The sequence below is a fragment of the Streptomyces sp. NPDC045678 genome (assembly GCF_056432085.1).
Genome location: NZ_JBWKJS010000008.1, coordinates 468,898 through 483,576, shown reverse-complemented (window position 1 = coordinate 483,576; position 14,679 = coordinate 468,898). Strand labels below are relative to the sequence as shown.

The following is a 14,679-nucleotide window of genomic DNA, read 5'->3' as shown; positions in this document are numbered from 1 at the left end:
GTTCCGCGGTCAGTCCTTTTCCAGCAGCAGCGCCAGGCGCGAGAGGCCGTCGGCGCCGTGGCCCTGCTCCACCGCGCGGTCCAGGAGGCCCTGGAGCGGCTCGAACAGCTCGGTGCGCAGGCCCTGTTCGGCGAAGGCGCGCGTGAAGTTGGGGAACGCCGCCCTGTTCATGGCGAGGTTGGAGACGTCCGTGACGTGCTTGCCGGAGTCCAGGGCCTCGGCACCGCCCGGCACCAGGCCCCGCGTCATCGCGACGATCCAGTCGGTCAGGAGCGGCGCGAACTCGCCGGCCGGGATGCCCTCGCTGCGGATCAGCGCGTTGGCCTGCGCGACGCCCATGACCATGCCGTACATGCCGGTGAGCAGCGACAGGTCGTACAGGGCGGCGAGGCCGGGGTCCTTGCCGACCCACTTCGTGTCGGCCAGCGCGGCCAGGGTCGGGCGGTGCGCCTCGAAGGCCGCCTCGTCGGTGCCGCTGTAGAGGATGTACGCGCCGGGCGTCGCGATCATCTGCGGGACGGCCATGATGCCGCCGTCGATGTACGTGATGCCGTGCGCCGCCGCCCAGTCGGCCAGCTCCCGTGCCTGGCCCGGCGTGCCGTTCGTGAGGTTCACGACGGTGCGGCCGGTGAGGGCGTCGGCCTCGGGCTCCAGGAGGGCGCGCACGTTGTCGTTGGTCGTGAGGCAGACGACGACCGGGCCGCCCGCGGTGACGGCGTCCCGCGCGGTGGCGGCGGGGGTGGCGCCCTGGGCCACCAGCGGACCGGTCTTCGACTCCGTCCGGTTCCATACGGTCGTCGGGTGCCCGGCCTTGATCAGGGCCGCGGCGAGGGCGGTGCCCATCAGACCGAGGCCGAGAACCGAAACAGGGCTGTGTGCAGGGGTGCTGGGCACGGGGGAGCTCCTTCGAGGCGTCCCGTCGGACCGTTCCTCCGGGTACGCGTTCGATCCTCGTCCGGCTCCGAAGGGCGGACAAGTACCGACTTTTTTGTGCGGTACTCACCAAAAGGTGCGTGTGCCGGCCGGAGCTCCCCCGTGCCGGGCGGGTCAGCCGAACTGGCCGGGCTGGTAGTCACCGGCGGGCTGCTGGACGAGGACGTTCAGGCGGTTGAAGCTGTTGATGAGGGCGATCAGCATCGTCAGGCCGGTGAGCTGCTCCTCGTCGAAGTGCTTGGCGGCGTTGCCCCACACCTCGTCCGAGACCCCGCCCGCCGCGTCGGCGATGCGGGTGCCCTCCTCCGTCAGCTCCAGGGCGGCGCGCTCGGCGTCGGTGAAGACCTTGGCCTCGCGCCACGCCGCGACCAGGTGGACGCGCGTCGCGTTCTCGCCGGCGGCGATCGCCTCCTTGGTGTGCATGTCGAGGCAGAAGCCGCAGCCGTTGATCTGGCTCGCGCGGATCCTCACCAGTTCCTGGATGGTGGCCGACAGTCCCGTTTCCGAGATGACCTGGCCGACCGCGGCGAGGTGCTTCAGGGCCTTGCCTGCGGACGGGCTGGTGAAGACGTTCAGACGGGCTTCCATGGTGTGCTCCTGTGCCGTTGGCCGGTGATTCCGGGTGGTTCACAGTGAGGACGGACGAGCCCGGCAGGAATGTGACACGAGCGAATGTGACCTGGGTCTCCCTCCGCTTCCGTGGGTGCGTGGGTGCCGGGAACCGGATGGCGTGCGGTGCGCCGGTTGGAGTCGGGGAGCGGAACCGTGCTGTGCTTGTCCGTCGGCCGCGCGACGCGCGTCGCCGGGCCCTCGTCCCGAGTGCCGGTTCCGTCGGTGCAACCCGTCAGGGAAAGGGCGCCGAGGGCCAGGGCCGTGACCGTGACGCTGCGGACAGCGGGGGCGATCCGGGAACCGGTGAGGGGCATGGCTGGTCCTTACTGTGTGCCGGAGGCGGCGTGTTTGGATGGCCTGGCGGGGCACAGCTTGTGCCGTGGCGGGTCCCCACCGCCACGGGTGTGGGGGAGTTGGGGACGCTGGAACGTCCGTACCGGCTCTGAACTGGGGGAACGACGTCCCCTTGGAACGCGTGAATGGAATGGTGGAGGGCGGAGATGGCGACTCTCGCGGAGCTGCTGCGGGAGCTCAAGGAGCGGTCCGGGCTCAGTTACGGAGTGCTGGCCAAGCGGCTCCACATGAGCACGTCGACGTTGCACCGGTACTGCAACGGGGACGCCGTGCCGACCGAGTTCGCTCCCGTGGAGCGGTTCGCCCGCCTCTGCAAGGCGTCCCCGGAGGAGCTCGTCGAAGTCCACCGGCGGTGGATCCTGGCGGACGCGTCGCGGGGCAGGAAGACGGAACCGGAACCACCGGCCCAGCCGGTCGCGGACCCACGCCCCGACCCCGGGCCCGGGCTGGTCACCGACCGGCCGGAGCGCTCCCTGTCGCGCAGGCGGCGCCCCCTCATCCTCGCGGCGGCCGTCGCCGCGGTCGTCGGCATCAGCTCCGTCGCCCTCGCCATGAACGGCGACGGCGACCACGGCGACAAGCGGGACACGGGCGCGGCATCCTCGCCCCGCCCCGGCGGCTCCCCCGACGACGCCCCCACCGGCAGGGGCAAGGGCAAGGGCAAGGACGAGGGAGACGACGAGAAGAAGGACGGCGGCAAGAAGAAGGACGGCGCCTCCGCGTCGCCCTCCAAGAGCGGCCGCCCCTACCCCGGGGCCTCCCGCGGCGCCGGCAAGGGCCCGGTGTCGGCGGGCGGCTCGGGAGGCGGCAGCTTCGACGTACCGGTGACGGTGCGCACCAGGCCGTACGCCATGGACGACCCCTGCCTCCAGGACTTCCTGGTGAACCGCAAGGCCTCCGAGGTGCCGCAGCAGCCCGCGGTGCAGGACGCGGCCGGCTGGGTCGGCGACCTCGGCGCCGTCCCGGCGGGCCGACAGCTCATCGAGGTCACCGTGCAGGGCACGGGCGAGGAAACGGTCGTCCTGCAGGACATGAACGTCCGGGTGCAGAGCACCAGCGCGCCGCTGGCCTGGAACAACTTCCAGATGGCGACCGGCTGCGGCGGCGACGTCGACCCCAAGTCCTTCTCCATCGACCTCGACGACGGGTCGCCGCGCGTCAAACCCAATTCCGGACAGCGCGACTTCCCGTACAAGGTCAGCGAGAAGGACCCCGAGGTCTTCTTCATCATGGCCGACACCGACGCGCACGACGTGCGGTGGTACCTGGAGCTGGAGTGGTCCAGCGGCAAGCGGCACAACTCCCTGCGCATCGACGACCAGGGCAAGCCGTTCCGCACCAGCGGCAAGAAGGGGCGCCCCACCTACGGCTGGCCGCCCGGCTCCGACAAGTGGACCAGGCAGCTGCAGGACGGCTGACCCGGTACGGCCGCGTCCGCATCCCGGAACGGCGTGTGTAGCCCGCACCCAGGTGCTTAGGGTGCGGGCACAGCCGCCAGAGCCGAAGGAGCCGTCGCCGTGACCGTCACCGAGCCCTCCCGTACCGCAGCTCCCCTGCCGCCGCTCGCCGCGCGCGCCGCGGCCGTCGGAGGCTCGCCGGTACGGGACATCCTCGCGGTCACCGCGCGGCCCGAGGTCATCAACTTCGCGGGCGGCCTGCCCGCCCCCGGCCTCTTCGACGGCGAGGGCATCGCGGCCGCGTTCCGCGCGGTCCTCGAAGAGATGCCCGAGCGGGCGCTCCAGTACGCGACGACCGAGGGCGAGCCCGCCCTCCGTACCGCCATAGCCGCGCGCACGACCGCCCGGGGCCTGCCGACCGACGCCGACGACGTGCTCGTCACCACCGGATCGCAGCAGGCGCTCTCGCTCCTCGCGACCGCGCTCGTCGAGCCCGGCGACACCGTCCTCGTCGAGAATCCCTGCTACCTCGCCGCCCTCCAGGCCTTCGCGTTCGCCGGCGCCCGCGTGGTGCCCGTGCCCTGCGACGAGTCCGGCATCGACCCCGCCGCCCTCGAAGACCTCGTCGCCCTGCACCGCCCCAAGCTCCTGTACACCGTCCCCACCTTCCAGAACCCGACAGGACGCACCCTGCCCGCCGACCGGCGCGCGGCGATCGCCCGCGTCGCCGAACGGCTCGGACTGTGGATCGTCGAGGACGACCCGTACGGCGAACTGCGCTTCGAGGGGCGGCGCGCGCCGTGGATCGCCACGTACCCCGGCGCCGGGGACCGGACCGTCCTCCTCTCCAGCTTCTCGAAGGTCATGGCGCCCGGCCTGCGGCTCGGCTGGCTGCGCGCCCCCGCGGGACTGCTGCGCGCCTGCGCCGTCGCCAAGCAGGCCGCGGACCTGCACACGCCCACCGTCAACCAGCTCGCCGCGGCACGCTACTTGGCCGACCGGGACCTGGACGCGCACGTCGCGCGCGTGGCGGGCGTCTACCGCGAACGGCGGGACGCGATGCTCGCGGGCCTCACGGACGCCCTCCCCGAGGGCTCCTCCTGGATCCGCCCCGAGGGCGGCATGTTCGTGTGGGCGAAGCTCCCCGACGGACACGACACGACGGAACTGCTGCGGACCGTCATCACGCACCACGTCGCCTACGTCCCCGGCGCCCCCTTCTTCGCGGGCGAGCCCGACCGGACGACCCTGCGGATGTGCTTCGTGACGCAGACGCCGGAAGAGATCGCGGAAGGGCTGCGACGGCTGGGGCGGGCGCTCACGGTTGCGTCTGGTGAAATCTGAGCGAACTCGGTTGAACCCGGGGGTAGTTGTCGGTCCCGAGCCTAAGGTGACCTCTGTTGAGAATTCATCCGCCTGGGGAGTGCGGATGCTCCACACAGAGGGGATCTCCCATGCGCAGTTCAGTTCTGCCCGTCCCGGCCCGGCCGGGCAAGAGACTCCGACGCGCCCTCGTCGGCGTCGCGGTGGCCGGCGGCCTGCTCGCCGTCGCCGCGCCCGCGCAGGCCGCGGCGGGCGATCCGGTCGCCGTCAGCTCCTACACGTACACGAGCGCGGCGGGCGACTACATCGGCCAGGGCCAATCGGGCACGTACAAGGACCCGCAGAGCCCGGTGCGGATCAGCGGCACGGCGGAGTCCCTGACGGTGCGGCTGCCCGACGCGGGGTGGAGCATCGACATCGCGGCGCCCCGCGGCGAGAAGCTGCACCCCGGCGTCTACCGCGGGGCCGAGCGCGCCGCGTTCCGCACCGGCCGCTCGCCCGGCCTCGACGTCAGCGGCGGCAGCCGCGGCTGCAACGAGGTGTACGGACAGTTCGCGGTCAACCAGATCGAGACGGACGCGGACGGCAACGTCACCGTCCTGGACGCCTCGTTCACGCAGAACTGCGAGAGCGCCACGGCTCCCGCGCTCAAGGGCACCGTCAAGTACCGCGCCTACCCGCTGTCGTACCGCTTCCAGAGCGACCCCGGCGACTACATCGGCGGCGGGCTCACCGTCGGCTACACCGGCTCCACCAGCACCTTCAGGGCGTCCGGCGACGCTTCCCGGGTGCACTACTCGGTTTCCGGGAAGCGCGACGACTGGTCCGCCGACATCGGCGCGCCCAAGGGGCAGACCCTGGAGGTCGGCAAGACCTACCCGGCCAACCGGTTCGGCGACGACGGACTCGGGGAGCTCGACGTCTACGGCAACGGCCGCGGCTGCAACACCACGTCCGGCGAGTTCAAGGTGACCAAGCTCGCCCTGGACGAGGCCGGTGAACTGAAGGCGTTCGCCGCGACGTTCAAGCAGTACTGCGGCGATGGTGGCACCGCCGCGCTGAACGGCACCATCCGCTACTACGCCTGATCCACCCTCCAGGACCGCCCGGGCGTCAGAGGCGCTCGGGCGTCCTGATGCCCAGCAGCTCCATGCCCTTGTGCAGCGTCCGGGCCGTGATGTCGCACAGGAACAGACGGTTCTCCACCACGTCCTGCGCGGGGCGCGGCTTGATCACCGGGCACTGGTCGTAGAACGTCGTGAACAGCGACGCCAGCTGGTACAGGTACGCGGCCAGCTTGTGCGGGGCGTACTCGGCCGACGCCTCGTGGACGAGGTCGCCGAACGCGTCGAGGTGCAGGCCGAGCGCACGCTCGGCAGGGGCCAGCGCCAGCTCCGGGTGCGCGGCGGCGGCGTCGCCCTCGGACTTGCGCAGGATCGACTTGATGCGCGCGTACGCGTACTGGAGATACACGCTCGTGTCGCCGTTCAGCGACACCATCTGGTCCAGGTCGAACTTGTAGTCGCGGTTCGCCGACGTCGACAGGTCCGCGTACTTCACGGCGCCGATACCGACGTACCGCCCGTTCTCGACGATCTCCTCCTCGGTGAGACCGATCTTCTCGGCCTTCTCCCGCACCACGGCCGTGGCCCGCTCGACCGCCTCGTCGAGGAGGTCCTCCAGGCGCACCGTCTCACCCGCACGCGTCTTGAACGGCTTGCCGTCGGCGCCGAGCACCGTGCCGTAGCCCATGTTGTGCGCGGTCACGTCGTCGTTCAGCCAGCCCATCCGGCGGGCCGCCTCGAAGACCATCTTGAAGTGCAGCGACTGCCGCACGTCCACCACGTACAGCAACGTCGTCGCGTCCAGGCCGACGACACGGTCGCGGATCGCCGAGAGGTCGGAGGCCGCGTAGCCGAAGCCGCCGTCCGCCTTCTGCACGATCAGCGGCACCGGCTCGCCGTCCTTGCCGCGGATCTCGTCGAAGAACACGACGAGCGCGCCCTCGGAGCGGACGGCCACGCCCGACTCCTCCAGGAGCCGCGCCGTCTCCGGCATCATGTCGTTGTACGCGGACTCGCCGACGATCTCCTCGTCGCGGATCTCCATGTCCAGCTTCTCGAAGACCGAGTAGAAGTAGACCTTCGACTCGTCGACGAAGCGCTGCCACAGGTCGAGCGTCTCCTTGTCGCCGGACTGGAGCGCCACGACCCGCTTGCGGGCCCGCTCCTTGAACTGCTCGTCCGCGTCGAAGACCGCGCGCGACGCCTTGTAGATCCGGTTCAGGTTCGACATGGCCTGCTCGCCGTCGACCTCGTCGGCCGGGGCCAGCTCGCCCGGGTTCTCGATCAGGTACTGGATGAGCATGCCGAACTGCGTGCCCCAGTCGCCGATGTGGTGGCGGCCGACCGTCTTCTCGCCGGTGAAGTCCAGCATGTGGCGCAGCGCGTCGCCGATGACGGCGGAACGCAGGTGGCCGACGTGCATCTCCTTCGCCACGTTCGGCTGCGCGTAGTCGATCACCGTCGTGCCCGCGGCGGGGTTCAGCGGGACGCCGAGTCGGTCGCCGTCGGCGGCACGGGCCGCGAGGGTCTCCGTGATCGCCCTGTCGGTGACCGTGACGTTCAGGAACCCGGGACCCGACACCTCGACGTCGGCCAGCAGCTCGCCGTGGGTGATCCGCTCGACGACCTGGGCGGCCAGCTCGCGCGGGTTCGCCCTGGCCTTCTTCGCGAGCGCCAGGATGCCGTTGGCCTGGTAGTCGGCCCGGTCGCTTCGTCGCAGCAGCGGGTCGGCGACGCCGGCCTCCGGCAGGGCAGCCGAGAGGGCGTCCGCGAGGCGCTGGTGGACGGAGGCGGTGAGGGACGTGACCGAGGCCATGGATGGGTGCCGTTCTGCTCGGGTGCCTGGCTGTGCTGAAGCTACGGAAACCGAGTATCCCACGCGGTGAAAAGCGGTTTTCGCGGTTACGGGGCGACCTGGGAGAATGGCTCCGTCAAGCGGTACTCACGTAGTAGAAACACGTAGAAGAAAGGCGTGCCGATCGTGGCTCAGAGCACCGATACCACCGACTGGGTCTCCCGCTATGCGGACGAGGTCATCGCCGAGTCGGAGCGTCGTGCCCCGGGCGCGAAACAGGACGGCACCGCCGGGCCGGTGGTCGTCGTCGCCTCCGGACTCTCCCCCTCGGGACCGATCCACCTGGGCAACCTGCGCGAGGTCATGACCCCGCACCTGGTCGCCGACGAGATCCGCCGCCGCGGGTACGAGGTCCGGCACCTGATCTCCTGGGACGACTACGACCGGTACCGCAAGGTCCCGGCCGGCGTCCCCGGCGTCGACGAGTCCTGGGCCGAGCACATCGGCAAGCCGCTGACCTCCGTCCCGGCCCCGGCCGGCTCCGTGTACCCGAACTGGGCCGAGCACTTCAAGGCCGCGATGACCGCGTCCCTCGACGAGCTCGGCGTCGAGTACGACGGGATCAGCCAGACCGCGCAGTACACCTCCGGTGTCTACCGCGAGCAGATCCTGCACGCGATGAAGCACCGCGGCGACATCGACGCGATCCTCGACCAGTACCGCACCAAGAAGGACCCCGCCAAGGGCGGCAAGAAGCAGCAGCAGAAGCCCGTCGACGAGGCCGAGCTGGAGGCCGCCGAGGGGTCGGGCGCGGCCTCCGAGGACGACGGCAGCGGCGGCACCGGCGGGTACTACCCGTACAAGCCGTACTGCGGACAGTGCGAGAAGGACCTGACGACCGTCGTCTCCTACGACGACGAGACCACCGAGCTCGTCTACACCTGCACGGCGTGCGGCTTCGGCGAGACGGTCCTGCTGAGCGAGTTCAACCGCGGCAAGCTGGTCTGGAAGGTCGACTGGCCGATGCGCTGGGCGTACGAGGGCGTGGTCTTCGAGCCGTCCGGCGTCGACCACTCGTCCCCGGGCTCCTCCTTCGTCGTCGGCGGCCAGATCGTGCGCCAGATCTTCGACGGCGTGCAGCCGATCGGCCCCATGTACGCCTTCGTGGGCATCTCCGGCATGGCGAAGATGTCGTCCTCCAAGGGCGGCGTGCCCACCCCGGCCGACGCCCTGAAGATCATGGAGGCGCCGCTGCTTCGCTGGCTGTACGCGCGACGCAAGCCCAACCAGTCCTTCAAGATCGCCTTCGACCAGGAGATCCAGCGGCTCTACGACGAGTGGGACAAGCTGGAGGCGAAGGTCGCCGACGGATCGGCCCTGCCCGCGGACGCCGCCGCGCACTCGCGGGCGGTCCGCACGGCCGCCGGTGAGCTGCCGCGCACCCCGCGCCCGCTGCCGTACCGCACGCTGGCCTCCGTCGCCGACATCACCGCGGGCGCCGAGGACCAGACCCTGCGCATCCTGCGGGACCTGGACCCCTCCGACCCGATCACGTCCCTCGACGAGACCCGGCCGCGCCTCGACCGCGCCGAGAACTGGATCACCACCCAGGTCCCGGCCGAGGCCCGCACCATCGTCCGCTCCGAGCCGGACACGGAGCTCCTGTCCTCCCTGGACGACGCGGGCCGCGAGTCCCTGCGCCTCCTCCTGGAAGGCCTGGACTCGCACTGGTCCCTGGACGGCCTCACCCACCTCGTCTACGGCGTGCCGAAGGTGCAGGCGGGGTTCTCCGCGGACGCCACGGCGAAGGAACTCCCGGCGGAGATCAAGGTCGCCCAGCGCTCCTTCTTCGCCCTCCTGTACCGCCTCCTGGTCACCCGCGAGACGGGCCCGCGCCTGCCCACCCTGCTCCTCGCGGTCGGCGCGGACCGCGTGCGCAAGCTGCTGGCCGCGTAGGACCGCACGCGGGCTGCATCCTTCGGACTACCTCCGGTTCGGCCGGAGGCAGGACGCGAACGGCCGATCCCCGGCCGATGGTGGACGCATGAGAGAAATCATCGCCATCGTCGGCTGGGTCGTCGGCATCCAGGGAGCACTCGGCGTCGCCGGACGGACCTTCGGCGACGAGCCCTGGGGCATGCTGAAGAAGTGGTGGGACGTGCCTACGCCCCTCTACGCCGCGCTCATCGTGGTGGGCGTGGTGCTCGCCGTGTACGGGGAGACGGCCAAGAAAAGGCAGAAGGCACGAGCGTGAGCGCGCGGGTGGTGACTACGCGATGTGGTCTTCCATCAGTTCGTTGTCCAGGCGGGCCGTGAAGCGGTCCATGTAGTTGTTCAGCTCGCGGGACTGGAGACGCAGGCCGAACGCCGCCTCCGCGTTGGCCGCGAACGCACCCGGGGTCGGCATGCCCTCACCCTCTATCGACTGCCGGAACACCTGGTACAGGTCCTCGTCGGAGGGGGCCGGAGCGGGGGCGGGGCCCTGAACGGGGCTTTGCGCGGGCCCCTGGACGGGGCCTTGCACGGGTCCCTGGGCAGGGCCTTGGACAGGGCCCGGATGCTGCTGCTGGGTGCCCTCGCCGAGGGGACGGGTGCCGCCCGCGCCGTTCGGGACGGGGAACTCCTGCTGTTCCTCCTGGCCGCCGGGCGCCTGCTGCCGCTCCTGCTCCGCGTACCACTCGTCGTACGGGGCCACCGGCGCGTACGACGCGTTGTGCGCCGCGAACCAGGGGCTCGCGTGGTTCGCGACCGGGAGGGTCTCCTCCGGGGCGGGGGACCGGGGGTCCGGCTGGGGCTCCTCGGGGGCGGGGGCGGGGGCGGTCTCGGGCTCCGGGGCCGCCGAAGCCGCCGGGAGTTGGGGGTGCTGCTGGGCCTCGGCCCCGGGGGCCTTCGTCATCGACACCTGCGGGGCCGGCGGGAGCAGGACCGGGTCGATGCCCGCCGCTGCCAGGCCCGCCGGAGCCGTCTCGGCGAGCGGGACGCCGTAGCGGGCCAGGCGCAGCGGCATCAGGGACTCCACCGGCGCCTTGCGGCGCCAGCCGCGGCCGAAGCGGGCCTGCAGGCGCGCCTGGTAGACGAGGCGCTCCTGTTCGAGCTTGATGACCTGCTCGTAACTGCGCAGCTCCCACAGCTTCATGCGGCGCCACAGCTTGAACGTGGGGACGGGGGAGAGCAGCCAGCGCGTGAGGCGCACGCCCTCCATGTGCTTGTCGGCGGTGATGTCCGCGATCCGGCCCACCGCGTGCCGCGCCGCCTCGACGGCGACCACGAAGAGCACCGGGATCACCGCGTGCATGCCCACGCCCAGCGGATCGGGCCAGGCCGCCGCGGCGTTGAACGCGATCGTCGCCGCCGTGAGCAGCCACGCCGTCTGGCGCAGCAGCGGGAACGGGATGCGGAGCCAGGTCAGCAGGAGATCCAGGGCGAGCAGCACGCAGATGCCCGCGTCGACGCCGATGGGGAAGACCACCGAGAAGTCGCCGAACCCCTTCTCCTCGGCGAGTTCGCGCACGGCCGCGTACGACCCCGCGAAGCCGATCCCGGCGATGACGACCGCTCCGGCGACGACCACTCCGATGAGTATCCGGTGCGTGCGTGTCAGCTGCATCGCGGCCACCCGCGAACCCCTCCCTGTGCAAGACCGTGTGTCGGCTTGTAGCGGCTAAGGGCGCCGTGCGGCGCCGTATTGCGAGCGACAGCCTGGCACATACGTGCGGAACGCTGTGTGCCGGTACGTGTGCCGGTACGTGGGCCGGTACGCCGAGAGCCCGGCCCGTGAGGGGCCGGGCTCCGTCAACTTGCCTGGTGAGGGCGTGCGTTGGGCGATGTGCGGGAGCGTCAGGACTTGGTGCTGCCGTCGCTCTTCTTCTTGTCGTCGGACGTGGAGCCGTCGGACTTGGAGTCGTCCGACTTCTTGTCGTCCGACTTCTTGTCCTCGGACTTCTTGTCGTCCGTCTTCGGCTTGTCGCTCGCGCCCGACGACGCCTTGCCGCCGCCCTCGTTGGCCGCGACGACCGCGTCGGCGGCCTCCTTCGCGGCCTTCTGCGCGTCCTTGCCCAGCTTGCCCGCGTCCGGTGACTCGTCGCCCGCGAGGCCCGCGCCGTTGAAGTCGACGGTGATGACCGCGTTCTCCACGCGCGTCACGAACGTCTGCTGCTTGAAGGTGTCCTTGTCCTTCTTCAGGTCGTACCGCACGAGGGTCGCCTGCTGGCCGACACCCTGCACCGGCTCCGCCTTGACGTTCTTCGCGTCCTTCGTCGCCTGCGCGTCGGCGACCTGCTTGGCGAAGCTGTCCTGCGCGCGCTTGGCACCGCTGCCGAGCGACGCGTCCGAGTCGAAACGCATCAGCGAGACGCGCAGCCAGCGGAACTGCGAGCCGTCCACGCCGTTGTTGTCGAGGCTGTCCCAGGAGCAGCTGCCGCGCAGCGCCGTGTCGCTGGACGTGCCGGCCTTGCCGGACTTGTCCTTCGCCTTCGGCACGAGGTCCTCGAGCGTCTTCTTCGACAGGACGTCGCAGGGCTCGGGAAGCTTGGCGTACGCGGCCTCCTCCACGCTCGCGGCCTCGTCGCCGGACTTGGCCGACGCCGAGGACTTGGCGCCCGAGTCCTTCTTCGACGCGTCGGATCCGGAGTCGGAGCCGGAGTCGGAGGAGCAGCCGGCGACGAGGATCACCGGTACGGCGGCCGCGCAGACGAGGAGGCGGCTGCGGAGCTGTCGCTTTCGCTGTGCAGGTCGGTGCATGGTTCCTTCACTCTGTTCGTCTCGTGACGTCCAGTTCGTCTCGTGACGTCGTCGGGTCCGAGGGGCCACGGTACGCGCATGGGGCGGCGGACGACTCCGCTTCGGGGGAGCGGGGGCCCCGCCCGTACCCGCTCCCGTCACCCGCTACTCGTTGAACTCGCCGGCCAGGGTGTCCGCCAGATCCTGCGCTTTGTCCTGCATTTCCCTGCTGTCGGGGACGTCCGTGCGACGGCCGGGCTGCTCGTCGTACTCGATGGTCACGATGACGTTCGACGTGCGGAACACCACAGTCACGGTGCGGTGACGGGAGGCGGAGGTGGCGGTGGTGAGGGCGTCGTCGAGGAACGCCTCGTCGCCGAGGTCGGCGAGGGTGCGGGGTTCCAGGCCGGGGGGCGGGGTCACGGGCTCGGAGGCGGCGGTGCCGTCCAGAGCGGCGCCGGAGTCCTGCGCACCTTCAGGACTGCCCTCACGGCTGCCCTTGCGGCTGCTCTTCTCGTCGCCGGCACGGGCCTTCTTCCCGCCCTGCGCCTTGTCCCCGCCCTTCCCTTCCTTACCCTTGCCGCCCTCGTCCAGACTCGCGCTCCCGCTGCCCTCCGTCCCCTCCGTGCTCTCCGTGGGCGCGTCGGACGGGCGGGTGAGGCCCGCCTCGCGCAGCTTCGTCGCGTAGACCTCCGCGGCGCGGGCGTCGTCGCTGACCGAGCCGTCGTACGACACGACGCGCTCGAAGTCGATGAGCAGGTGGTGGGAGGCGCCGGTCGACTCGATCTTCCAGTTGCAGCCCACGCGGCGGTCCGTGTCGTACGTCACCGTGGGAGTGCCCTCGTACGCCTTCTCGCGCTGCTCGGGGTCCTCCATCTCCGGGATGCCGGGCAGCATCGCGTCGAGGGTGTCCTCGCCGACCTCGCCGCAGGGCTCCGGGAGGGTGCGGTACTTGCCGGGCTGCGCCGGGGCGTTCGAACTGCCGCTGCCGCCCGGCTTGGAGTCGTCGCTCTCGTCACCGAGGCCGGACCCGCCGCTGCAGCCGGTCAGCACGACCGCGAGGAGCGCGGCGACGCCCGGTACACAGGCCTTGGCCCTCAGCTGCACCGTATGGCTCCTCTCGCCTGGCTCTGCCTGGTTAATGGGTTGCCGCTGGTGGGCGGCCGGTGGACACAATGTGTATCGCACGCGCTGCCGTGGACGCCGGTCCGTCACCCCTTTCGTTGACCTTGGCGCCGGTATTTGCGCTTCTAGGCTTGTAGTTGTTTTCGGGGGAATGAGGACGATATGTCGTATGTAGAGGTTCCCGGGGCGAAGGTCCCGATACGGATGTGGACGGATCCGGCCACGGTCGAGGACTCGGCGATGCGCCAGCTCCAGAACGTGGCGACGCTGCCGTGGATCAAGGGCCTGGCCGTCATGCCGGACGTCCACTACGGCAAGGGCGCGACGGTCGGCTCGGTGATCGCCATGCGCGGCGCGGTCTGCCCGGCGGCGGTCGGCGTCGACATCGGCTGCGGCATGTCGGCGGTCAGGACGTCACTGACCGCGAACGATCTTCCGGGTGACCTCTCCCGCCTGCGGTCGAAGATCGAGCAGGCGATTCCGGTGGGGCGGGGCATGCACGACGACCCCGTCGGGCCGGGGCGCTTCCATGGGATGGCCACGGCTGGGTGGGACGACTTCTGGGGGCGGTTCGACGGGATCGCCGAAACGGTCAAATTTCGTCATGAACGTGCCTCTAAGCAGATGGGAACGCTCGGCCAGGGCAACCACTTCATCGAATTCTGTCTTGATGAGTCAGGTTCGGTCTGGCTGATGCTGCACTCCGGCTCCCGCAACATCGGCAAGGAGCTGGCCGACCACCACATCGGAGTGGCTCAGGGGCTCACGCACAACCAGGGCCTGGTCGATCGGGACCTCGCGGTCTTCATCGCGGACACCCCGCAGATGGCGGCGTACCGGACCGACCTGTTCTGGGCCCAGGAGTACGCGAAGAAGAACCGCGCGATCATGATGGCGCTCTTCAAGGACGTGGTCCGCAAGGAGTTCAAGAAGGCCAGGCCGACGTTCGAGCCGGAGATCTCCTGCCACCACAACTACGTCAGCGAGGAGCGCTACGACGGAATGGACCTGCTGGTCACCCGGAAGGGCGCGATCCGTGCCGGCAGTGGGGACTACGGCATCATCCCGGGCTCCATGGGTACCGGCTCGTACATCGTGAAGGGTCTCGGCAACGAGGCGTCCTTCAACTCGGCCTCGCACGGTGCGGGCCGCCGGATGAGCCGGGGCGCGGCCAAGCGCCGCTTCTCGACGAAGGACCTGGAGGAGCAGACGCGGGGCGTCGAGTGCCGCAAGGACTCGGGCGTCGTGGACGAGATCCCCGGCGCGTACAAGCCGATCGAGCAGGTCATCGACCAGCAGCGGGATCTCGTCCAGGTCGTGGCGAAGCTGAAGCAGGTCGTCTGCGTGAAGGGCTGAG

12 protein-coding genes are annotated in these 14,679 nt (G+C 70.6%); 6 read left to right on the top strand and 6 right to left on the bottom strand.

The window, feature by feature from the left end:
- Window positions 1-9: 9 nt before the first annotated feature.
- Entirely contained in the window at window positions 10-894 is an 885-nt protein-coding gene (locus AC07DO_RS28855) for an NAD(P)-dependent oxidoreductase (protein ID WP_479063622.1), read from the bottom strand.
- Window positions 895-1,047: 153 nt separating this feature from the next.
- Window positions 1,048-1,521 carry a carboxymuconolactone decarboxylase family protein gene (locus AC07DO_RS28850; RefSeq protein ID WP_479063621.1) on the bottom strand — a complete coding sequence of 158 codons (474 nt, stop codon included), beginning with the start codon at window positions 1,519-1,521 and terminating at the stop codon, window positions 1,048-1,050.
- A gap of 524 nt (window positions 1,522-2,045) precedes the next feature.
- Here AC07DO_RS28850 and AC07DO_RS28845 point away from each other — a divergent pair.
- From AC07DO_RS28845 to AC07DO_RS28835, 3 genes are all read left to right on the top strand, one after another.
- Window positions 2,046-3,317 (top strand): helix-turn-helix domain-containing protein, encoded by a 1,272-nt coding sequence (locus AC07DO_RS28845; RefSeq protein ID WP_479063620.1) that lies wholly within the window; start codon window positions 2,046-2,048, stop codon window positions 3,315-3,317.
- A gap of 99 nt (window positions 3,318-3,416) precedes the next feature.
- The gene (locus AC07DO_RS28840; protein ID WP_479063619.1) at window positions 3,417-4,640 is read left to right on the top strand and encodes an aminotransferase-like domain-containing protein; all 1,224 of its coding nucleotides are present in this window, start codon (window positions 3,417-3,419) and stop codon (window positions 4,638-4,640) included.
- Window positions 4,641-4,750: 110 nt separating this feature from the next.
- Window positions 4,751-5,707, top strand: coding sequence for a hypothetical protein (locus AC07DO_RS28835; RefSeq protein ID WP_479063618.1), 957 nt, complete (start codon window positions 4,751-4,753; stop codon window positions 5,705-5,707).
- 25 nt (window positions 5,708-5,732) lie between these two features.
- On the opposite strand, the gene argS is transcribed toward AC07DO_RS28835, so the two are convergent.
- The gene (gene argS, locus AC07DO_RS28830; RefSeq protein ID WP_479063617.1) at window positions 5,733-7,499 is read right to left on the bottom strand and encodes an arginine--tRNA ligase; all 1,767 of its coding nucleotides are present in this window, start codon (window positions 7,497-7,499) and stop codon (window positions 5,733-5,735) included.
- Between the two features lie 156 nt (window positions 7,500-7,655).
- Here argS and lysS point away from each other — a divergent pair, with 156 nt between their 5' ends.
- Entirely contained in the window at window positions 7,656-9,434 is a 1,779-nt protein-coding gene (lysS, locus tag AC07DO_RS28825; protein WP_479063616.1) for a lysine--tRNA ligase, read from the top strand.
- 88 nt (window positions 9,435-9,522) lie between these two features.
- Entirely contained in the window at window positions 9,523-9,732 is a 210-nt protein-coding gene (locus tag AC07DO_RS28820; RefSeq protein ID WP_479063615.1) for a hypothetical protein, read from the top strand.
- Window positions 9,733-9,747: 15 nt separating this feature from the next.
- Here the strand turns inward: AC07DO_RS28820 and AC07DO_RS28815 are convergent, their stop codons facing one another.
- The 3 genes from AC07DO_RS28815 to AC07DO_RS28805 form a co-directional block, all read right to left on the bottom strand.
- Window positions 9,748-11,085 (bottom strand): DUF2637 domain-containing protein, encoded by a 1,338-nt coding sequence (locus AC07DO_RS28815; RefSeq protein ID WP_479063614.1) that lies wholly within the window; start codon window positions 11,083-11,085, stop codon window positions 9,748-9,750.
- A 230-nt stretch (window positions 11,086-11,315) separates the two neighbouring features.
- Window positions 11,316-12,218, bottom strand: a complete 903-nt coding sequence (locus AC07DO_RS28810; RefSeq protein WP_479063613.1) for a DUF3558 family protein — start codon at window positions 12,216-12,218, stop codon at window positions 11,316-11,318.
- A 144-nt stretch (window positions 12,219-12,362) separates the two neighbouring features.
- Window positions 12,363-13,304, bottom strand: coding sequence for a DUF3558 domain-containing protein (locus AC07DO_RS28805; RefSeq protein ID WP_479063612.1), 942 nt, complete (start codon window positions 13,302-13,304; stop codon window positions 12,363-12,365).
- Window positions 13,305-13,484: 180 nt separating this feature from the next.
- Between AC07DO_RS28805 and AC07DO_RS28800 the strand changes: the two genes are divergently transcribed.
- Window positions 13,485-14,678: an RtcB family protein gene (locus AC07DO_RS28800; RefSeq protein ID WP_479063611.1), complete on the top strand. Its 1,194-nt coding sequence runs from the start codon at window positions 13,485-13,487 to the stop codon at window positions 14,676-14,678.
- The last annotated feature ends 1 nt before the right edge of the window (window position 14,679 follow it).